Below are 20,227 nucleotides of genomic sequence, written 5' to 3'. Positions count from 1 at the left end.
TAACCCCGCGGGGGGGCCCCCCCCCCCCCCTAACCTGGGGGGGGGGCCCCGCCCCTTCTCTCGCTGCGCACGCCACGTCCTGCGGTGCGTACCGCAGGAGTCAGTCAGCCCGCACAGACCGTACCGGTCAGCCCGCGCGTACCGTCCGGGTTGGTCCGGGCGTACCGTCCGGGTCAGTCAGCCCGCGCACACCCAGTCCGGGCGTACCGTCCGGGTCAGTCAGCCCGCGCACACCCAGTCCGGGCGTACCGTACGGGTCAGTCCGCGCCGCGCGTACCGTCCGAGTCAGCCAGCCCGCGTACAGTCAGCCCGCGCCTACCGTGCGGGTCAGCCGCCCGTCTGAGCGCCCAGCTCACGCGCCGCCTCGGTCAGGTCCTTCGCCGTGTCGATCGCCCGCCAGTACGCCCCATGGGGCAGCGGGTACCCGGCCAGTCGGCGCTCCCGGGCCAGCCGCGGGAACGTCGTCCGCTCATGGTCACCCTGGTCCGGCAGCATCCCCGTGAACGCGGGGGAGAACACGTATACACCCGCGTTGATCAGATACGGCGAGGGCGGCGACTCGATGAAGTCCGTGATGTGGCCGAACGCGTCCGTCTCCACCGCACCCCACGGAATCCGGGGCCGGGCGAGGGCCAGCGTGGCCGTGGCGTCGCGCTCCGCGTGGAACGCGGCCATCTCCCGCAACGAGAACCGCGTCCAGATGTCGCCGTTGGTGGCGTACCAGGGCTGCTCCGGATCGGGCAGCCGTCGCGCCGCGTACTTCAGCCCGCCGCCCCGGCCCAGCGGCTCCTTCTCCACCACGGTCGTGACGCGCAGCGGCAGCACGGCGGAGTCCAGCCACTCCTGGAGCACCTCGGCGAGATGCCCGCAGGACACCACGGCGTCGGTCACGCCCTCGGCGGCCAGCCAGGAAAGCTGATGGCCGATGATCGGGGTCCCGGTACCCGGGATCTCGACCATCGGCTTGGGGCGGTCATCGGTGTACGGCCGCAGCCGCGACCCCTGGCCACCGGCGAGGATCACGGCCTGCGTCGGATACGTATGCATGCCACGCACGATATGCGGTGCCCGTGTCGGGGCAGGCGCCCTGACGCTTCAGCGCGTACGTACGGTCACGTCAGCACGTACGGCACCGCCCGGCGGTCGGCCCGTACGTACGGCCTGACGTGGCCGTACGCACGGCACGGCTCAGCTGAACTGAGCGACCCCCGAGGCGAACGAGGTGTCGCAGACGGGACGGGAGAAGCGCTGGGCGCGCGTCGGGCCGTACTGCTCGACCGCGGCCTTGCCGAGCGCCTTGGCGATCGACATGCAGTGCCGCGCCAACGAGGGACGCTGCTCGACGGCGCGCTGGAGGCCCGTGAGCGCGGTGCCCGGGTCCTTCTCCTGGAGCTCGACGAGCAGCTTGTCGCGCAGGATGTCCTGGGCGGCGCGGGGCTTCGCGGGCGTGGACACGGTCTCCGAGGAGGCGGCCAGCAGCGTGGAGTCTTTGTCCGTTGCCGCCCACGGAACGCTGGTGACCGCGAGGGTCCCGGAGAGCACCATGACGACGGGCAGGACGAGGGCGAAGGATCGGCCGAGGCGCCGAGCGGTGTGGGTCACGCAGTCGAGCGTAGCGGTCGGTGGTGACTTGGTGACATTTCGTCACTCTCGTGGGGGATGGTTCGACGCGTCCTTTCGAATGCCAGGTTGACGAACCGGGGGGAAATGCCCTGTGTGCCGGGTTATTTGACGCCGCGCCGCACTGAAACCCGAACCCACCACGGACCACGCAAACAGCCCCGCACCTCCGCGAAGGGGGTACGGGGCCGAGCGTACGACAGGGAGAGCGGGCCCCGCCCGTGGGCGAGGCGCTCGCCGGTACCGGCTGTTACGTCAGTTGGTGAGGCGCTCGCCGGTCGAGGTCGCGAAGACGTGCAGCTCGTCCGGGCGCGGGACGACGTGCAGCTCCGTGCCCTTCTCCGGCACGGCACGGCCACCGACGCGGACGACCAGGTCCTTGTGCTCGCCGGCGACCTGTGCGCCACCGTAGACGAACCCGTCGGCGCCGAGCTCCTCGACGACGTTCACGGAGACGGCGAGACCGGCCGGCTGGTCCGAGGAGTCCTTGGAGAGGGCCTTCGCGGCGGCGCCACCGTGCTCGACGATGTCGAAGTGCTCGGGGCGGATGCCGACCGTGACGGTGGTGTCACCGCGGTCCGCGGCGGCGGACAGCGCCTCACGCGAGACCGGGACGACGCTGTTGCCGAACTTCACGCCACCGTCGGTGATCGGGACCTCGATGAGGTTCATCGCGGGGGAGCCGATGAAGCCGGCGACGAACAGGTTCGCCGGGCGGTCGTACATGTTGCGCGGCGAGTCGACCTGCTGGAGCAGCCCGTCCTTCAGCACCGCGACCCGGTCGCCCATGGTGAGGGCCTCGACCTGGTCGTGGGTGACGTAGACGGTGGTGATGCCGAGGCGGCGCTGGAGCGAGGCGATCTGCGTACGGGTGGAGACACGGAGCTTGGCGTCGAGGTTCGACAGCGGCTCGTCCATGAGGAAGACCTGCGGCTCCCGCACGATGGCCCGGCCCATCGCCACACGCTGACGCTGACCACCGGAGAGCGCCTTCGGCTTGCGGTCCAGGTAGTCGGTGAGGTCCAGCATCTTGGCGGCCTCTTCGACCTTCGCCCGGATGTCGGTCTTGTTCACACCGGCGATCTTCAGCGCGAAGCCCATGTTGTCCGCGACGGACATGTGCGGGTAGAGCGCGTAGTTCTGGAACACCATGGCGATGTCCCGGTCCTTGGGCGGCAGGTGCGTGACGTCGCGGTCACCGATGCGGATCGCACCGCCGTTGACGTCCTCGAGACCCGCGAGCATGCGCAGGGAGGTCGACTTGCCACAACCGGAAGGACCGACGAGGACGAGGAACTCACCGTCCGCGATGTCGATCTCGAGCTGGTCCACGGCCGGCTTCGTGGAGCCGGGGTAGACGCGGGACGCCTTGTCGAACGTGACACTGGCCATGCTGAATCTTCTCCTCAACCGGCAGGAACGTGCCGGACGATCCGAGTAGGGAGTGGTCTGGTCCACTGAGGTGAACCTGCGGTGACGTTACCTGGCGTTCATGTGTCCTGTCAGTACCTCTTGGGTCACGAAAAGCTCGCCCGGTGAACGGGAGATGTGGGACAGGGATGCCAGAGCAGCCGTCTTTTGACCCGGCCCCCGTACAGGGGGCCTTCCTGCTTCGACACCCACGGCCGACCGGACACCGCCCTGGAGGCGACACCCTGCCGGTCTCACACGGATTCCACAGGCGTTACGGCCGACGGCCCGTCGGTCCGGTACGCACTTTTCTACGTTCCCTGAGCCGCCTGAGCCGTCGGCACCACGTCCGGCACCACATCCTGCACCACGTCCGGCACCTCGGACGCCTTGATCATCGAGGGCATGGCCCGCCCCGGTGGCAGCGCCGACGCCACCAGCTCGTACAGCCGCATCCCCTCCTCCCGGAGGTTCCGTGCCGCGTTCACATCGCGGTCGTGCACCGCTCCGCACCCGCCGCACGACCAGCCGCGCACGGCCAGATCCAGCTTCGGCCCCGTCACCCCACATGCGGAGCAGCGCCGCGTCGACGGGAAGAAGCGGTCCACGACGACCAGCGTTCGGCCGTACCACGCGCACTTGTACCGCAACTGCCGCAGCAACTCGCCCCACGAGGCGTCCAGGATCGCCCGGTTCAGCCCCGCCTTTCGCCGACGGCCCTTCCCCTTCGGGGACCGTACGAGAGAGGCGATGGACAGGTCCTCCACCACGAGCACTTGGTTCTCGCGCACGAGGCGGGTGGTGAGCTGGTCCAACGTGTCTCTGCGGACATCGCCGATCAGGGCGTACAACCGGGCGATCTCCTGCCGTGCCTTCTCCCTGCTCCTCGATCCCCTCTTCTTGCGGTGCAGGCTTCGCTGAAGCTGCGCGAGCTTCGCCCCGTACTTCTTGAGCAGCCTGGGGTGGTCCACCTTCTCCCCGTCGTCCAGCGTGATCAGCGCGGCCAGCCCGAGATCCAGACCGACCGCACGCGGCGCGCCGCCTTCCCGCAGGAACACCGGCGGCAGCGGCTCGATCAGCTCCTCCACCAGCACCGAGACGAAGAACCGCTCTGCCCGGTCACGGTTCACGGTCAGCTTCACCGGCCGCGTCCCCGCCGGGAGCGGCCGGGACCACCGGATACGCAACGGCCCGGACTGCTTGGCCAACGCGATCAGCCCCGTCCCCGGCCGCTCCGGGTCCTCCACCCAGCGGAAGCCCGTACGGACATAGGTCGCCGAGTCCCGGGAGCGGCCCTTCTTCTTGCGCTTCGGGTGCTTCGTCGAGCCCCTGAAGAACTGCCCGAACGCTGCATCGAGATGGCGGAGTGCCTGTTGGAGAACGGTCGACGACACCTCCCGCAGCCATCGCGTCCCCTCAGCGTTCCGCCAGCCCGTGAGAGCCCGGCAGGACTCGGCGAACCCGAGGGACACCTGGTGCTCGCGCCATGCCTTGTCCCTCAGGGCGAGGCCTTCGTTGTAGACCCAGCGGCAGGCGCCGAACGTCTTGATCAGCTGCTCGGCCTGGGCGGGGGCGGGGTAGCAGCGGTACCGGTAGACACGCTGGCGGGTGCCGGCTTCCGGGGTCCGCCGCTGCATCGGCACGGCCACCCGCTGCTGGTGCTTGACGCGGTCGGGGATGCCCAATGCCTTGTACGTGACGCGCTCGGCGCGCTTGGCCTCCGCGTCGGTGACGCGGCTCCGTCCGTCCTCCCCTGTGGCCTTGACCACGGCCCCTCCCCCTGCCCGCTGTCCGGATGGCACTTCAGTGCGTTCAACGAACAGGTGAGTGAGTGGTTACGGCCCTCCGATATGCCTCTCCGTGGGGGAGCGGGGCTGTGTAGAGTTGTGGCGTCTTGGCGTGCGTCCATAACGCGCGTCCTTGCCTCCTTAGCTCAGTCCGGCCCAGAGCGATGTACTTGTAATACATAGGTCGTCGGTTCGAATCCGACAGGAGGCTCAGCGCAAAGCCCAGGTCAGATCCGTTCTGACCTGGGCTTTCTTGCTGTTTCGGCGGTGTGCTCAAGAGGTCTGGATCGAGCTGTTGGCGCCGATCGTCAGCTCGACCTCTTCACCCGTTCCGGTGAACTTGCGGACGATCCAGGTACGGGCGTCGATGGCTGTGCCCGCGCCGGTCGTGTACGCCGGTACATGGAGGACCGGGCCCGCCGGATCCGCCGTGCGGAGTTCCGCGTCCGTGGCCGCTCCGTCGGAGAAGCGCAGGTAGAGGTCGAGCGGGTGTGGGGCTGCCGCGAAGGTGTGGGGGTTGGGCAGGCCCTGGATGCGGCAGCGGGCGCCTGGGAACAGGTGGGTGTGGCTGCCGACGGCCAGGAACGTGGTGGCGCCGTCCGGTTCGATGGAGGGCTGGGGCATGGGGGGCTCCCGGAGTGGGTGGGGTGGTGGGCGTGGTCCTGTCCACTCTGCGGGGGAGCGGTGGGGCCCGGTCCCGTCCACTCTGCGGCGGGGCGTGCGCTTTGGTCCGTGTGACTTGCTTGTGTCGTGCGGCCGTTCCCCGTGGTTTTCGCTGTCTTACGCCACCCGTCGCGGCTTACGCCACCCGTCGCGGCTTACGCCACCCGTCGCGGCTTCCGCCCGCCTCGCGGCTTCCGCGCGGTGGCGGTGCGTGAGGCGGGCGGGCAGGCACGGGGCAGTGGCCGGGCGGGGCGGGGTCAGGCCTTGGTCGCCGGTGCCGTTTCGGGGGTCGTCGAACCGGAGGTCTCGGTCGGCTGGAGCGGTGCCTTCGTCGTACGTACGGGAATGAGCGCGGCGACCACCGCCGCCGCCAGGCCCACCCCGCAGCCGATCAGCATCGCGACGCGGAAGCCGTTCTCGGAGGCGAGCGGGAAGCCGCCGAAGTCGGTCGTCATGCGGGCCAGGACCACGCCGATGACGGCTGCCGCGAACGACGTACCGATCGAGCGCATCAGGGCGTTGAAGCTGTTCGCCGAGGCGGTCTCCGACTGGGGCACCGCGCTCATGATGAGGGCCGGCATGGCGCCGTAGGCGAAGCCGACGCCCGAGTTGCAGACGAGGGTGACGATCAGCAGGCTCCACGGGGAGCCGGAGCCGATCAGGGGGACGGAGAGGCCGTAGCCGGCGGCGATGAGCAGGCTGCCGACGGCGAGGGTGACTTTGGGGCCCTTGGCGGCGGAGAGCTTGGCGCCGACCGGGGACATCGCCATCATCATCAGCCCGGCCGGGGCCATCCACAGGCCCATGGCGAGCATCGACTGGCCCAGGCCGTAGCCGGTGGCCTCGGGCAGCTGGAGCAGCTGGGGGACGACCAGGGACTGGGCGTACATCGCGAAGCCGACCAGGATCGAGGCCGTGTTCGTCATCAGGACCTGGGGGCGGGCGGTGACGCGCAGGTCGACCAGCGGGTCGCGCAGGCGCAGCTCCCACCAGCCCCAGGCGGGCAGCAGGACGAGCACGGCGGCGAAGAGGGTGAGCGTCGTGGCGCTGCCCCAGCCCCAGTCGGCGCCCTTGGATACGGCGAGCAGGAGGGCGATCAGGGCGGCGCCGAGGCCGATGGCGCCGGGCAGGTCGAAGCTGGTGGTGGTGGTGGTGGTGGCGGGGCGGTCGGCGGGGACCAGGGCCAGGATCAGTGCGCCGACCGCGATGGCGAGTACGGCGACGACCCAGAACAGCACCCGCCAGCTGGTGTTCTCCGCGATGGCGGCGGCGAACGGCAGGCCCAGTGCGCCGCCCACGCCCATCGACGCGCTCATGATCGCGATGGAGGGGCCGAGCTTCTTCGCCGGGACGACGTCCCGCAGCAGGCTGATGCCGAGGGGCACCACGCCCATGCCGAGGCCCTGGAGGCCGCGGCCCGTGATCATCGGGACCACCGAGGACGACAGGGCGCAGACCACCGAGCCGAGGACCAGGGGTACGAGGGAGACGAGCAGCATGCGCCGCTTGCCGTACATGTCGCCGAGCCGTCCGGCGACGGGGGTGGAGACCGCGGCGGCCAGCAGGGTGGCGGTGATGACCCAGGAGGCGTTGGACGCGGAGGTGTCGAACAGCGTCGGCAGCTGCGCGATCAGCGGCACCACCAGGGTCTGGGTGAGCGCTGCCACGATGCCCGCGAAGGCGAGGATGCCGACCACGCCTCCCGGGCGGGCCGCGGGTCCTTCCGGGTGGGCCGCAGGTTCCTCCGGCCGGGTTGTGGGGGGTGAACTCTCCACGGAGTGTCTCCTTCTCGGCCCTTATGGGCCTGTTGCCGGTGTCTGTGCCGGGGGCGCGCCGGTGTCGGTGCCGGAGTCGTTCCGGTGTCCGTGCCGGTGCTGGTGCCGGGAACGGTGTCTGTGCCGGCGCCGGTGTCTGTGTCTGTGCTGAGGTCTGTGCTGAGGTCTGCGTTCGACTATGCAAGGTACATGAAATGTGCATCATGCATGGCTTATGCATCGTACACATCTATCGTGATATACCTGGTCACAAGCTCGCCCCGTCCCGTGGCAGTGCGAGCGAGCCTGAGCCGAAGGAAGCGGACGCGTGGACATGCCCCTCGACCGGATCGAACGCGAGACCATGCTGCTCGGCCGGTACATGCACCTGCTCACCCCGCGTGTGGAGTGGCGGCTCGATCGCAGCGCCTACATCCTGCTCAGCCGGATCGAGGTGGAGGGCCCCATGTCCATCAGCCAGCTCAGCGAGGCCTTCGGTCTGGACGCCTCCACCCTCAACCGGCAGACCGCCGCGATGCTCCGCGCCGGCGTCGTCGAGCGCATCCCGGACCCCGACGGGGGCATCGCCCGCAAGTTCGCCATCACCGACGAGGGCGCGCGGCGGCTCGACAGCGACCGCAGCCGGAACGTGGCGGGCCTGGCGAAGGTCATGGCCGGCTGGACGCCCGAGGAGGCCGAGCAGCTCGCCGACTCGCTCAGCCGTCTGAACCTCTCCATCGAGCGTCTCGACGGGCGGCCCTGGCCCCGCGACTGACCCCCGTGGACCCGTGCCCCCCGTGCCCCCCGTGGACCCAGTGGAACCGCGTGGACCCCGTGGCCCAGGCGGCGAACCGCCCCGGGCGCTGATCACCCTCTCCACCTGTGCGACGCCCGAGGACGACGCGGCCGGGAACTTCTGGCGGGACGGCCTCGGCAGTCCGGAGCACCGGATCGACGAGGTGGGTGTGCTGGTGGCGGAGCGCCCCGCGCGGTAGGCCGGTTTCAGTGGCGGCCGGCCAGGCGGTCCGCCGCCTTCGCGATGGGGTCGGTGCCGGGGCGGGGTGAGGCCGTCTCGCGGCGGTCGGCGGCCCGGTAGGCGGCGTACAGGCCGTGGACGCCGAGCCAGCGGAGGGGTTCGGGTTCCCAGCGGCGGACCTTGTGGTTGACCCAGGGGAGGGTGGTCAGGTCGGTGGGGCCCGCCTGGCCGGAGTCCTGCTGGATCAGGTCGCGCAGGGTGCGGGCGGCGAGGTTGGCGGTGGCGACGCCGGAGCCGACGTACCCGCCTGCCCAGCCGAGCCCCGTGGAGCGGTCCAGGGTGACGGTGGCGCACCAGTCGCGGGGGACGCCGAGGACGCCGGACCAGGCGTGGTCGATGCGGACGCCCGCGGTGGTGGGGAAGAGGCGGACCAGCAGGTCGCGCAGGGCGGTGATGGTGGCGGGCCGGGTGCGGCCGTCGTGGTCGGTGGCGGAGCCGTAGCGGTAGGGGTGGCCGCGGCCGCCGAGGGCGATGCGGTCGTCGGCGGTGCGCTGGGCGTAGAGGTAGGCGTGGGCCATGTCGCCGAGGGTCTCGCGGTCCTGCCAGCCGATGGTGTCCCAGATGCGGGCGGGGAGCGGTTCGGTGGCGATCATGGAGGAGTTCATCGGGAGCCAGGTCCGCTTGAGCCCCTTGAGGCCGGCGGTGAAGCCCTCGGTGCAGCGCAGGATGTAGGGGGCGCGGACGGTGCCGTACGGGGTGACGGCGTGCTTGGGCTTGATCTCGGTGACCGGGGTCGACTCGTGGATCGTGACGCCGAGCGCCTCCACGGCGTCGGCCAGCCCTGTGACGAGCTTGGCCGGGTGCAGCCGGGCGCCGTGCGGGGTCCAGGTGGAGCCGACGGCTCCGGTGACATGGACGCGCTCGGCGGTCTCGCGGGCGCCGCGCAGGATCCGGTCGGTCTCCCCGAAGGCGATCTCGACGCTGTGGAAGTCCTTGAGCCTGGCGAGTTGGGCCGGGGTGTGGGCGACCTCCAGGACGCCGCCCTGGTGGATGTCGGCCTCGATCTTCTCCTCGGCGGCCACCCGGACGACCTCGCCGACCGTCTCGTTCATCGCCCTCTGGAGCCGTACGGCCGCCTCGTGGCCGTGCGCCTTGGCGTACCGTTCGCGGCCCGCGATGCCGTTGTACAGCCAGCCGCCGTTACGGCCGGAGGCCCCGTAACCGCAGAACTTGGCCTCCAGCACGGTGATGTTGAGGAAGGGGACGGCCTTCTTCAGGTAGTACGCCGTCCAGAGGCCGGTGTAGCCGCCGCCGACGATGCAGACGTCGGCGCTCGCGTCGCCGGGCAGGGGTTCGCGGGGGGCGGGGGTGCCCTCCTGCGCGTACCAGAACGATATGCCGCCGTTGACGGTACTGACGGTGTTCATGATGTCCCTGGTGTCCCTGGTGTCCCTGTCCGGTGCAGCCGGTGCGCCGGTGTCCCTGTCCGGTGCGCCGGTATGCCGGTATGCCGGTGTCCGATGTGGTGCTGAGCGTATGTGTGGCGGGACGTTACTGCCCGGCGGGGCGTTTCGTCTTCTGTGCCGGTCGCTTTCGGGTGGTGTGGGTGGTGTGGGTGGTACTGGTGGTGCGGGTGAGGGGGTAGCAGGCCAGGCCGGTCAGTACGGCGGTGACGTGGCCCAGGTCGGTGAAGGTGCGGCCGTCGGCGACCAGGGGGACACCGTAGAAGACGAGGACGGCGAAGGCGTAGAGGTACCGCCAGGGGTGCGGCACCCGGTAGGTGAGGACGGCGACGACCCCGGCGAGGGCGTAACCCACCCCGTCGTCCAGGGTGTTGGTGGAAGAGGCCGGGGCGTGGCCGTGCCGGACGGCCCAGGCGAGGACGCCCGCGACGACCAGGATGGCCAGGACGTGTGCGGCGGCGGCGACCGTGAGCCAGCGCAGGGTGCCGAGCCAGTGTTCGGCGGTGGCGTGGAAGACGGTGAACAGGGCGGCGTACGGGAGCCAGCGGCCGCCGTCGATCCACAGCGCGCCGTAGGTCAGGGCGCGGACAGGGGTCTGCGACAGCTCGCGGAGGTCGGTGGAGCGCTGCCGCAGGAAGTCGTCCTCGAAGGCGGGCGGCATCCGGTGCAGGACGACGGTGGTGACGAAGAGGGCGCCCAGCCAGACGTACGTGCCGGGGGCGGTGGCGATCCAGTGGCGGACGGCGCTGCTCCGGTGGCGGGCCGCGCTCCGGGCGTTCCCGCCGTGGTGGCCGGTGGCGGGGCCCGGCTGTTCTCGGGGCATGGTCCGATTGACGCACGCCCCTAGGATCCATGGCGTGATTGACATCCCGGACGAACTGATCGCCTCTCAGTACGCATACAACGGTGCGGCCGGGCGGGCCTTCGTCGCCGCGCTGCCGGGCCTCGCCGGCCGGTTCCTGGAGGAGTGGGGGCTGCGGCGGGACGGGGCCGCGATGTACGGCATGTGTGCGCTGGTCCTGCCGGTGGTGCGGGAGGCGGACGGGGTACCGGCGGCGCTGAAGCTCCAGTTGGTGGACGAGGAGACGGTGGGCGAGCCGGTCGCGCTGCGGGCGTGGGGTGCGGCGGGGGCCGGGGCGGTGGGGGTGCTCGGGCACGACCAGGAGACCGGGGCGCTGTTGCTGGAACGGCTGGATGAGGGGCGGCCGTTGTCGGGGGTGGCTGGGGTGGCTGGGGTGGCCCGTGGGGGTGTAGTGGCTGGGGTGACCCATGGGGCTGGGGTGTCGGGGGTGGCCCGTGGGGCTGGTGGGGCTGGTGGGGGTGTTGGGGGCTGTGGGGGCGGTGGCGTGGTTGATGTGGCCGGGGCGCGTGAGGCGGTGACCGTGCTCGGCGGGGTGCTGGCCCGGCTGGCGGCGGTGCCCGCGCCGGACGGGTTGCGCACGCTGGGCGATGCGGTGGAGCGGATGCTGGCGGCGGCCCCGGAGGCGGCCGGGCGGCTGGCCGACGCCTCGGAGCGGCGGCTGCTCGCGGACTGCGCGGCGGCGGTGCGGGAGGTGGCGGGTGAGCCGGGGGACCGGTTGCTCCACTGGGACCTGCACTACGACAACATCCTGGCGGGGCGGGCGGACGCGGGGCGTGCGGGGGAGTGGGTGGCGCTCGACCCGAAGCCGCTGGCGGGGGACCCGGGGTTCGAGCTGTTCCCGGCGCTGGACAACCTGTTCGACGCGGGGGAGGTGGTGTGGCGGTTCGACGCGTTGACGGAGGCGCTGGGCATGGAGCGGGACCGGGAGCGGGCACGGGCCTGGACGCTGGGCCGGGTGCTCCAGAACGCGGTGTGGGCGGTCGGGGACGGGGAGCGGGAACTGGCCCCGGACCACGTGGAGATCGCGCGGCGGTTGCTTGCGGTGCGGTGACGGTCTGCGGTGGCCGGGGCTGGGGGCTGTGGCCTGCGGTCTCGTGGAGGGGCGGTGGCGCCTACGTACGGGGCCTCTGGTTGCCGCGAAACAACGAGGCTTTCCGCCGGGCCTGCCGGAGGGCTTCGGCCCTGCACCGCGCCGAAGGGGGCTGTTTACGCTGGTCCCATGATCCGTACCGCTACGCCTGACGACGTCCCTGTCCTGCACGCCTTGGTGCGTGAACTCGCCGCGTACGAGAAGGCCCTCGACGAGGTGGTCGCCTCCGAGGAGCAGTTGCGGGAGGCGCTGTTCGGCGAGCGGCCCGCCGCGTACGCGCACGTGGCGACGGCTGATGACGGCGGTGGCGGCGGAGGACAGGACGGCGGAGACGGCGGCGGGGGTGAGGTGGTCGGCTTCGCTCTGTGGTTCCTGAACTTCTCCACCTGGCGCGGGGTGCACGGCATCTACCTGGAGGACCTGTACGTCCGCCCGGACCGGCGCGGCGGCGGACACGGGAAGGCGCTGCTGGCGGAGCTGGCGCGGATCTGCGTGGAGCGCGGGTACGGGCGGCTGGAGTGGTCGGTGCTCGACTGGAACGCCCCGTCCATCGCGTTCTACGAGTCCCTCGGCGCGCGGCCGCAGGACGAGTGGACGGTGTACCGGCTGACGGACGGGGCGTTGGCGCGCCTGGGAGGCGCGGGCGACCGGCTGGTGCCGGAGGGCCGAGAGCCGAAGGCCGAGAGCCGAAGCTGACAGCTGACAGCCGAGGGGACGGGGGCCGGTCGGGGACCTGAGGGCTTGGGCCACCGACGGCACGCCCTGATCACGGCACGTCGGCACCTCGGCGCCCCGGCACGTCGGCGCCCCGGCATCGCGGAGCCCCGGCGCCCCGGCGCCCCGGAGTCAAGGCGTCACGGCTCCAGCACCACCTTGCCGATCGTGCCGCGGGTCTCCAGTGCGCGGTGGGCGGCGGCGGCTTCGGCGAGCGGGTAGCGCTGGATCGCGGGGCGCAGCCGGCCGGCGGCCGCTTCGGCGAGGGCGCGGGTCTCCAGGGCGCGCAGGCCGCCGCCCCGCTCGATCAGCTGGGGGCCGAGGACGGAGGTGGACGTGATGGCGCGCTCGGCGAGCTCCTCCGGGGTGAAGGTGAGGGGCTGCCCGTCGTGGAGCCCCTCGCCGGACCAGCCGTAGACGATGTGCCGGCCGTCCTTGCCGAGCAGGTCGACCGCCCTGCGGGCGGTGGTCCCGCCGACGGAGTCGTAGACGACGGTGGCCCACAGGCCGGTCGCGTCGAGGAAGGCGCGGGCTTGGTCGGGCCAGTCGGGGAGGGTGTAGTCGAGGGCGAGGTCGGCGCCGTTCGCCTCGGTCCGGGCGGCCTTGGCGGGGCCTCCGGCCAGGGCGATCACGGTGGCCCCGGCGTTCTTGGCGTACTGGACGAGGAGGGTTCCGATGCCGCCCGCGGCCGCGGTGACGACGGCGACGGAGTCGGGGCCGAGGTCGGTGAAGCCGAGGATGCCGAGGGTGGTGCGGCCGGTGCCGATCATGGCGACGGCTTCGGCGGCGCCGAGGTTGCCGGGGATCTCGTGGAGCTTGTCGGCCTCGGTGACGGTGAGTTCGGCGTATCCGCCCGGTGCCGTGCCGATGTGGGCCACGACGCGCTTGCCGAGCCAGTCGGGGTCGGTGCCCTCGCCCACCGACTCGACGGTTCCGGCGACTTCGCGGCCGGGGATGGTGGGGAGTTCGGCGGGGGCGGGGAAGGGGCCGGTGTGCCCTTCCCGCAGGGCGGTGTCCAGGAGGTGTACGCCGGCCGCCTCGACGGTGATGCGGACCTGGCCGGGGCCGGGCGTGGGGTCCTCGGTCCGCTCGTACGTGAGGTTCTCGGCGGGGCCGAAGGTGTGGAGGCGGATGGCGTGCATGGAGGGCTCCCTCGTGCGGTGGCGCCCGCACGGCTGCGGGCGGTGACCCCAGCCTCGTACCTCAAGTCTGGTTGAGGTCAACCCCGGACCGCGTCCGGTGGTGTCCGTGCGGGATGCCCCGGGGCGTTGGCGCTCCGTGGCTGTCAGTGGGGTGCGTCACGATGGGGGGTATGGCAGCGAGCGCGGGCAGGACGACCAGGGGCAAGAAGGACACCATCGCGGCGGCACGGCGCCCGGACGTGCGGCTGCCGCCGCTCGTTCCGTACGGGGGCGAGGGGCTGGAGCCGGACGGCGACTACGACGGGGTGCGGTTCGACGGGGTGGACCTGGCGGACGCGTCGGGGCCGGGGGCGCGGTTCATGGACTGTGCGCTGGAGGGCTGCGCCCTCGACCGTACGGAGCTGGCGCGGGCCCGCTTCATCGACTCGGTGCTCACGGGCGTACGGGGTGTGGGCACCGACCTCGCGGGGGCGTCGCTGCGGGACGTGGAGGTGGTGGACGCGCGCCTGGGCGGGGTGCAGCTGCATGGGGCGGTGCTGGAGCGGGTGGTGGTGCGGGGCGGGAAGATCGACTACCTGAATCTGCGCAAGGCCCGGCTGAAGGACGTGGTCTTCGAGGGCTGCGTGCTCTCCGAGCCCGATTTCGGTGACGCGCACCTGGTGCGGGTGGAGTTCCGGGACTGTGTGCTGAAGCGGGCCGACTTCAGCGCGGTGCGGATGGAGTCGGTGGACCTGCGGACGGTGGCCGAGCTGGACATCGCGCGCGGGGTGGAGCGGCTGGCGGGTGCGGTGATCAGCCCGGCGCAGCTGATGGAGCTGGCCCCGGCGTTCGCGGCGCAGATCGGGGTGCGGGTGGAGGGGTGAGGTGTCCGCAAGGGGCCGGGTGGGGGCGTCCGCGGGGGGTGTGCGGTCAGATACGGGGGAAGCGGGCCTGGAGGTCCCAGATCACGGGGTTGTCGGCGAGGCCCTCGTGCATGTCTGCCAGGTCGGCGATCAGGTCGTGCAGGAAGTCGCGGGCCTCGCGGCGCAGCAGGGAGTGGCCGAAGGTGAGCGGGGGCTCGTCGCCGGGCATCCAGTCCGCCTCGACGTCGACCCAGCCGAAGCGCCGCTCGAACAGCATCCGGTCCGAGGACTCGGTGAAGTCCAGCTCCGCGTACTGCCGCCGGTGGGACCGGTTGCCGCGGGGGTCCTGGTCGATCTGCTCGACGATGTCGCACAGCGCCCACGCGAAGTCGAGCACCGGAACCCATCCCCAGGCTGTGGACACCTCGCGGTCGGCCTTGGTGTCCGCGAGGTAGACGTCACCGGAGAACAGATCGTGCCGCAGCGCGCGGACGTCCGCGCGGCGGTAGTCGGTCTGCGGGGGGTCGGGGAAGCGTCGGGAGAGGGAGTAGCCGATGTCGAGCACGGATCGATGGTGTCATGCCGGGTCGCGGAGGGCCGACACGATCGAGTGAAGGGGGCCGTTATGCCTCACGCATATGCCGGAGGTTCCCTAGCCTCCGGCATATGGTCAGTTCGCCTCATGAGGCTCATCATCGGATCTTCCAGGAGAATCCGGGTCTTTTCGCGAGTGCCTTCCGCGCCTTGGGCATTCCCTTTCCGGAACCTGTCGCGGTCTCGCTCATGGACACGGATCTCACGGAGATCAGGCCGCTCGAACGGCATGTGGACACGTTGCTGCGCATCGACCTGGCCGGAGGCGACTGCCTCCTGCTGGCCATCGAGGCCCAGGGCAGGAAGGACCCGGACAAGCGGAGCAGCTGGGCCTACTACCTCGCCCACCTCTACGCGAAGTTCCGGTACCCGCCGGTGCTGCTGGTCGTCTGCCGGGACAAGGGGACGGCGGAATGGGCGGCCGAGCCCATCCGCATCGGTCTGGAGAAGCACCCGAGTCTCTCGGTGTTCCCGCTGGTGCTCGGTCCGCACAACGTGCCGGTGGTCACGGATGCGGTGAGAGCCGCCGAAGACCTCCCGATGGCTGTCTTCTCCGCGATCACCCATAGTAACGATCACGACATCGCTGCCATACTGGACGCGCTTGCCGAGGCCCTCCGGGCCACGGATGCCGACGCCGCAGCGGTCTTCGCCGAATTCACCGAAGCGGGTCTGGGCGCCACCCCGGCCCGTGAGATCTGGAGGAACCTGATGGGCACTGGTCTCAGTCACTTCCGTGGCATCGTCGCCGAAACCTTCCGTGACGAAGGCCGCGACGAGGGCCGTGTGGAAGGCCGAGTGGAGAGCCGCGTCGAGGACATCCTGCGGATTCTCGAGGTGCGCGGTGTCGCGGTGCCGGAGGAGGTGCGGCAGCGGATCACTGCCTGCGCGGATCTCCCGGTGCTCGATGTGTGGTTCGAGCGGGCCGTTACGGCGCCGACCGCCGACGCGGTGTTCGAGGAGAGCTGACCGGGGGCCGCCCGGCAGGGTCTGGTCCCGCGCGTGATCCGGCGACGTTCACGCGCGCTCCGACGACGTCCGGCGCGTGCTCCGACGACGTTGACGCGCGTTCCGACGACGTCCCGCGACCAGCCCAGGGCAGGCGGCCCCTTCCCGTCCGCCGGGCCCGAATCCGGCGCCTAGGATCGACCGGTGAACCTCCGAGCCCCGGCCGCCACCCCCTTCCTGCTCGCCCTCGCCCTCCTCGGAGCGGGCTGTTCCGGTGGGGTCGAGGGCACCCCGGGCGCGGTCGGGCTCCGGGACCCGTACTTCCCGGGGCTCGGCAACGGTGGCTACGACGTCACCCACTACGGCCTGGAGCTCGACGTCGACCCGGCCGCCGACCGGCTGCGCGGCACGGCCACGATCACCGCCCGCGCCACCCAGGACCTGAGCGCCTTCCACCTCGACCTGGCCGGGCTCGACGTCGAGGGCGCCACCGTGGAGGGGAGCCCGGCGGCCGTGAACCGGGCGGGCAAGGAGCTGACGCTGCGTCCGGCGGCCCGGGTGGAGGGCCGGCTGCGCAAGGGGCGCACGTTCACCACCGTCGTGCGCTACTCCGGCTCCCCGCAGGCCGTCACCGACGCGGACGGTTCGAAGGAGGGCTGGCTGCGGACGGCGGACGGGGCGGTCGCCCTCGGCGAGCCGACCGGTTCGATGGCCTGGTTCCCCGGCAACCACCACCCGAGCGACAAGGCCGCGTACGACATCGAGGTCACCGTCCCCGATCCGCTGACGGCCGTCTCCAACGGGGAGCTGGTCTCCCGGCGTACGGAGAACGGCCGTACCACCTACCGCTGGCGGACCGTCGAGCCGATGGCGAGTCACGTGGCGACGCTGGCCGTCGGACGGTTCTCCACCCGGCAGTCGGTAACCCCCGACGGCATCCGGCTGTTCACCGCCGTGGACCCGGAGTCGGACGCCGCGAGCAAGGACGTGCTGGACGAGATCCCGGCCGTACTGAAGTGGGCGGCGGAGAAGTTCGGGCCGTACCCCTTCACCTCCGCCGGGGCGATCGTGGAGCGCACGGGCGACTCGACGTACGCCCTGGAGACCCAGAACCGGCCCGTCTTCCCGGGCCCGCCCGACACCGCGCTCCTCGTCCACGAGCTGGCCCACCAGTGGTTCGGGAACTCCGTCACCCCCGCCACCTGGCGGGACCTGTGGCTCAACGAGGGCTTCGCCACGTACGCGGAGTGGCTCTGGGCCGCCGACCAGGACGACGTACCGGTGGGGGAGAGCTTCGACGCGGCGTACGAGGACGAGGCCAACTGGGCCTTCCCGCCCGCCGATCCGCCGGGCGCCGCCCATCTGTTCGACCCGCCGGTGTACGGGCGCGGCGCGATGGTCGTCCATCGGATCCGGCTCGCGATGGACGACGACGCGGGGTTCTTCGCCCTGGTCCGAGGATGGACGAAGGCCCATCGGCACGGGAACGCCTCGACCGAGGACTTCACCGCGTACGTGGAGGAGGAGACCGGCCGGGACCTGACGGAGCTGTGGGACGCCTGGCTGTACGGGAAGAGCCGGCCGCCCCGGGAGGGGTGACCGGCTCTTCCCGTACCCGCCGACCGTGAGCGTTACGTGACGTTGACCCCGGTCCAGGTGGCCGAGACCGCCTTCAGCTCCTCGCTGTCCGCGCCGAACAGGTCGGTCGCCGCCTTCTCGGTCGCGACGCGCGCGTCCGCGTAGTCGGTGGTGGAGGTCATGTAGACGGAGAGGGCCTTGTACCAGATCTGGTACGCCTTCTCCCGGCCGATGCCCGTCAGCGTCGAGCCGTCGGCGGTCGGGGAGTCGTAGTCGACGCCGTTGATCGTCTTCTTTCCGCTGCCCTCGGCGAGCAGGTAGAAGAAGTGGTTGGCGACGCCGGAGGAGTGGTGGACGTCCAGGTTGCCGAGGTTCTCGTCCCAGTAGTCGGCCGAGCTGCCGTCCTTGCTGGGCTGGTCCATGTAGCGCAGCGGGGTGCCGTCGCCGTTGATGTCGATCTTCTCGCCGATGAGGTAGTCGCCGGCGTCGGAGGCGTTGTCGGCGAAGAACTCCACCGAGGTGCCGATGATGTCGCTGGTCGCCTCGTTGAGGCCGCCGGACTCGCCCGCGTAGTTCAGGTCGGCGGTGGCGGAGGTGAGGCCGTGGGTCATCTCGTGGCCCGCGACGTCGATGGCGGTGAGCGCGTTCTTGTTGCCCTCGCCGTCGCCGTAGGTCATGCAGAAGCAGCTGTCGTCCCAGAAGGCGTTGACGTACGCGTTGCCGTAGTGGACCCGGGAGTACGCGGCCTTGCCGTCGCCCCGGATGCCGTCCCGGCCGAGCGCGCTCTTGTAGAAGTCCCAGGTCTTCGCGGCGCCGTAGTGGGCGTCGACCGCGGCGGTCTGCCGGTCGTCGCCGGTGCCGTCGCCCCAGATGTCGTCGTCGTCCGTGACGAGTTCGCCGGTGCCGGAGGAGCCCTGCTTCAGGTCGTACGTCCGGTGGCCGCCGCGGTCGCCGTCGGTCAGCTCGAAGCCGGAGCCGGCCGCGGTGGTGGTGATCTCGACCTCGCCGCTGTACTGGCTGTGGCCGGTGCCGGTCTCGATCGCCTCGTAGCTGTGCAGCTTCTCGCCGGTCGTGGCGTCGGTGATGGTGTGGACGCGGCTCGGCGTGCCGTCCTTCTGCACGCCGGTCTTCACGGTCTCGAAGGCGAGGGCGGGCTTTCCGTCGCCGCCCGCCCAGATGACCTTGCGGGCGTCGGCCGCCGTGCTCTTCAGCTTCGGGGTGGTCGAGGCCACGGCTATCTTCGCGTCCGTCGCCCTGTCGACGCTCTTGAGCCTGCCGTCGGCCGCAGTGTGGGTGACGAGGTCGCCGCCGAGGACGGGCAGGCCGTCGTAGGTGCGCTCGTAGCGGGTGTGGACCGTGCCCTGGGCGTCCGTGATGACGTCACGGACGATCAGCTTCTCCTGGCCGCCGAGGTTCAGGGCCTTTGCCGCCGAAGCGGTCTGCGCCTGGGCCGACTCGATGGCGGTGGCGCGCTGGGCCGAGGAGTTGACGCCGAGCGCGGCAGCCGTGGAGGGGGCCGCGGAGGAGGTCGGCGCGTCGCTGCCGTTGCCGCTGTCGCCGGACGTGGCGACCGCTGACCCGGTCTGGACCCCGGCGACCACCATCGCGGCGACGGCCGCGAGCGCTGCGAGTCGACGGGTGGTGCGGGAGGTGCGAGGCGTACGAGGAGTGCGAGGGGTGTGGTCGGTACGGGAGTTGTGGGGGGTGGTGTGGAGGTTCACGTGTGTTCTCCGTCGGTCGTCCTGTGGGGGGACTACGAGCGGAGAGCGTGCCACCGAATGAGCGGAATTGACGGTGTGCTGACAATTGCCTCACAAGTTTTTGACCAGCTCTTGTCCGACTGGGGCGCCTGAGTGTCCGGTATTCGGTGGAGTGGTGTGATTGTGCCGTGCCATACGCGGGAGTTGGCGGAGCGTCGTGCCCACGCGCGGGAGCCCCCGGCCGCATGCGCGGCCGGGGGCTCCCGTGGAGCTGGGGTGTCGCTCGGGTCAGAGGTTGACGCCGAAGTCGCGGGCGATGCCGCTGAGGCCGGAGGCGTAACCCTGGCCGACCGCGCGGAACTTCCACTCGGCACCGTTGCGGTAGAGCTCGCCGAAGACCATGGCGGTCTCGGTGGCAGCGTCCTCGCTCAGGTCGTAGCGGGCGATCTCGGTGCCGCCGGCCTGGTTGAGGATGCGGATGTAGGCGTTGCGGACCTGGCCGAAGTTCTGGCTGCGGGTCTCGGCGTCGTAGATGGAGACCGGGAAGACGATCTTGTCCACGTCGGCCGGCAAACCAGCCAGGTTGACGTTGATCTGCTCGTCGTCGCCGTCGCCCTCACCCGTGACGTTGTCACCGGTGTGCACGATGGTCTGGTCCGGCGTCGACTTGTTGTTGAAGAAGACGAAGTGGCCGTCGGAGACGACCTTGCCGTCCGTGTTGACCGCGATGGCCGAGGCGTCGAGGTCGAAGTCGGTGCCGGTGGTGGTGCGGACGTCCCAGCCGAGGCCGACCGTGACGGCGGTCAGGCCCGGGGCCTCCTTGGTGAGCGAGACGTTGCCGCCCTTGGACAGGCTTACAGCCATGGGAAGTCCCTTTCCTCGTCGTGTGCGGGCATTCGTGCCATCACGAAAGCTACCGTCACCCGTCCTAACGCAATCAGCAGACCATGAGGTTCCTGTTCGTTTTACTTTCTTTGCCGAACTTCCTCCTGAAGAGGCGTCGGAAGGGGCGTCGGAAGAACCGTCGGGAGAGTTGTCGGGAGCCGATTGGGGCCCCTGGGTGCCGTCGGCAGGCGCCTGGAAG

18 protein-coding genes, 1 tRNA gene and 1 pseudogene are annotated in these 20,227 nt (G+C 71.1%); 8 read left to right on the top strand and 12 right to left on the bottom strand.

Annotated elements, in window-relative coordinates:
* Positions 1 to 327 precede the first annotated feature (327 nt).
* From AB0917_RS16265 to AB0917_RS16250, 4 genes are all read right to left on the bottom strand, one after another.
* Complete coding sequence (locus AB0917_RS16265) at positions 328 to 1,047, bottom strand: nucleotidyltransferase family protein (protein WP_366820186.1); 720 nt, start codon at positions 1,045 to 1,047, stop codon at positions 328 to 330.
* 141 nt (positions 1,048 to 1,188) lie between these two features.
* Positions 1,189 to 1,602: a hypothetical protein gene (locus tag AB0917_RS16260; protein ID WP_366820185.1), complete on the bottom strand. Its 414-nt coding sequence runs from the start codon at positions 1,600 to 1,602 to the stop codon at positions 1,189 to 1,191.
* A gap of 273 nt (positions 1,603 to 1,875) precedes the next feature.
* The gene (gene ugpC, locus AB0917_RS16255) at positions 1,876 to 3,012 is read right to left on the bottom strand and encodes a sn-glycerol-3-phosphate ABC transporter ATP-binding protein UgpC (RefSeq protein ID WP_366820184.1); all 1,137 of its coding nucleotides are present in this window, start codon (positions 3,010 to 3,012) and stop codon (positions 1,876 to 1,878) included.
* A 329-nt stretch (positions 3,013 to 3,341) separates the two neighbouring features.
* On the bottom strand, positions 3,342 to 4,799 hold the full coding sequence (locus AB0917_RS16250) for a transposase (RefSeq protein ID WP_366820183.1): 1,458 nt from the start codon (positions 4,797 to 4,799) through the stop codon (positions 3,342 to 3,344).
* A 153-nt stretch (positions 4,800 to 4,952) separates the two neighbouring features.
* Between AB0917_RS16250 and AB0917_RS16245 the strand changes: the two genes are divergently transcribed.
* A tRNA-Thr gene (locus AB0917_RS16245) sits at positions 4,953 to 5,028 on the top strand.
* Positions 5,029 to 5,090: 62 nt separating this feature from the next.
* Here the strand turns inward: AB0917_RS16245 and AB0917_RS16240 are convergent.
* Positions 5,091 to 5,441: a hypothetical protein gene (locus AB0917_RS16240; protein WP_366820182.1), complete on the bottom strand. Its 351-nt coding sequence runs from the start codon at positions 5,439 to 5,441 to the stop codon at positions 5,091 to 5,093.
* 296 nt (positions 5,442 to 5,737) lie between these two features.
* On the bottom strand, positions 5,738 to 7,177 hold the full coding sequence (locus AB0917_RS16235; protein ID WP_366820188.1) for an MFS transporter: 1,440 nt from the start codon (positions 7,175 to 7,177) through the stop codon (positions 5,738 to 5,740).
* A gap of 385 nt (positions 7,178 to 7,562) precedes the next feature.
* On the opposite strand from AB0917_RS16235, the gene AB0917_RS16230 reads away from it, so the two are divergent.
* Complete coding sequence (locus tag AB0917_RS16230; RefSeq protein WP_366820181.1) at positions 7,563 to 8,009, top strand: MarR family transcriptional regulator; 447 nt, start codon at positions 7,563 to 7,565, stop codon at positions 8,007 to 8,009.
* Positions 8,010 to 8,073: 64 nt separating this feature from the next.
* Positions 8,074 to 8,229: pseudogene (locus AB0917_RS16225) on the top strand (sortase); the annotation flags it as partial.
* 7 nt (positions 8,230 to 8,236) lie between these two features.
* Here AB0917_RS16225 and AB0917_RS16220 read toward each other — a convergent pair.
* Together AB0917_RS16220 and AB0917_RS16215 are read right to left on the bottom strand one after the other, a co-directional pair.
* Complete coding sequence (locus AB0917_RS16220) at positions 8,237 to 9,637, bottom strand: FAD-dependent oxidoreductase (protein ID WP_366820180.1); 1,401 nt, start codon at positions 9,635 to 9,637, stop codon at positions 8,237 to 8,239.
* A 124-nt stretch (positions 9,638 to 9,761) separates the two neighbouring features.
* The gene (locus AB0917_RS16215) at positions 9,762 to 10,496 is read right to left on the bottom strand and encodes a rhomboid-like protein (RefSeq protein ID WP_366820179.1); all 735 of its coding nucleotides are present in this window, start codon (positions 10,494 to 10,496) and stop codon (positions 9,762 to 9,764) included.
* Positions 10,497 to 10,530: 34 nt separating this feature from the next.
* Between AB0917_RS16215 and AB0917_RS16210 the strand changes: the two genes are divergently transcribed.
* Together AB0917_RS16210 and AB0917_RS16205 are read left to right on the top strand one after the other, a co-directional pair.
* Entirely contained in the window at positions 10,531 to 11,586 is a 1,056-nt protein-coding gene (locus AB0917_RS16210; RefSeq protein ID WP_366820178.1) for an aminoglycoside phosphotransferase family protein, read from the top strand.
* A gap of 168 nt (positions 11,587 to 11,754) precedes the next feature.
* Positions 11,755 to 12,321: a GNAT family N-acetyltransferase gene (locus AB0917_RS16205; protein ID WP_366820177.1), complete on the top strand. Its 567-nt coding sequence runs from the start codon at positions 11,755 to 11,757 to the stop codon at positions 12,319 to 12,321.
* A gap of 158 nt (positions 12,322 to 12,479) precedes the next feature.
* Here AB0917_RS16205 and AB0917_RS16200 read toward each other — a convergent pair whose 3' ends face one another.
* The gene (locus AB0917_RS16200; RefSeq protein ID WP_366820176.1) at positions 12,480 to 13,481 is read right to left on the bottom strand and encodes a zinc-binding dehydrogenase; all 1,002 of its coding nucleotides are present in this window, start codon (positions 13,479 to 13,481) and stop codon (positions 12,480 to 12,482) included.
* A 170-nt stretch (positions 13,482 to 13,651) separates the two neighbouring features.
* Between AB0917_RS16200 and AB0917_RS16195 the strand changes: the two genes are divergently transcribed.
* A complete protein-coding gene (locus tag AB0917_RS16195) occupies positions 13,652 to 14,344 on the top strand; it encodes a pentapeptide repeat-containing protein (protein ID WP_366820175.1) in 693 nt (230 codons plus the stop codon).
* A gap of 46 nt (positions 14,345 to 14,390) precedes the next feature.
* Here the strand turns inward: AB0917_RS16195 and AB0917_RS16190 are convergent, their stop codons facing one another.
* Complete coding sequence (locus tag AB0917_RS16190; RefSeq protein WP_366820174.1) at positions 14,391 to 14,888, bottom strand: hypothetical protein; 498 nt, start codon at positions 14,886 to 14,888, stop codon at positions 14,391 to 14,393.
* Positions 14,889 to 14,989: 101 nt separating this feature from the next.
* Here AB0917_RS16190 and AB0917_RS16185 point away from each other — a divergent pair, with 101 nt between their 5' ends.
* Complete coding sequence (locus tag AB0917_RS16185) at positions 14,990 to 15,886, top strand: hypothetical protein (RefSeq protein ID WP_366820173.1); 897 nt, start codon at positions 14,990 to 14,992, stop codon at positions 15,884 to 15,886.
* Between the two features lie 183 nt (positions 15,887 to 16,069).
* Positions 16,070 to 17,464 (top strand): M1 family metallopeptidase, encoded by a 1,395-nt coding sequence (locus AB0917_RS16180; RefSeq protein ID WP_366820172.1) that lies wholly within the window; start codon positions 16,070 to 16,072, stop codon positions 17,462 to 17,464.
* A gap of 32 nt (positions 17,465 to 17,496) precedes the next feature.
* Here the strand turns inward: AB0917_RS16180 and AB0917_RS16175 are convergent, their stop codons facing one another.
* Together AB0917_RS16175 and AB0917_RS16170 are read right to left on the bottom strand one after the other, a co-directional pair.
* Entirely contained in the window at positions 17,497 to 19,047 is a 1,551-nt protein-coding gene (locus tag AB0917_RS16175; protein ID WP_366820187.1) for a M4 family metallopeptidase, read from the bottom strand.
* A 384-nt stretch (positions 19,048 to 19,431) separates the two neighbouring features.
* The gene (locus AB0917_RS16170) at positions 19,432 to 20,007 is read right to left on the bottom strand and encodes a TerD family protein (RefSeq protein WP_366820171.1); all 576 of its coding nucleotides are present in this window, start codon (positions 20,005 to 20,007) and stop codon (positions 19,432 to 19,434) included.
* Between the last annotated feature and the right edge of the window lie 220 nt (positions 20,008 to 20,227).

It is taken from the genome of Streptomyces sp. NPDC007346, from assembly GCF_040703535.1.
Lineage (GTDB): Bacteria > Actinomycetota > Actinomycetes > Streptomycetales > Streptomycetaceae > Streptomyces.
Note: the sequence above shows the minus strand (reverse complement) of the source record. Positions and strands in the feature narration are given on the sequence as shown.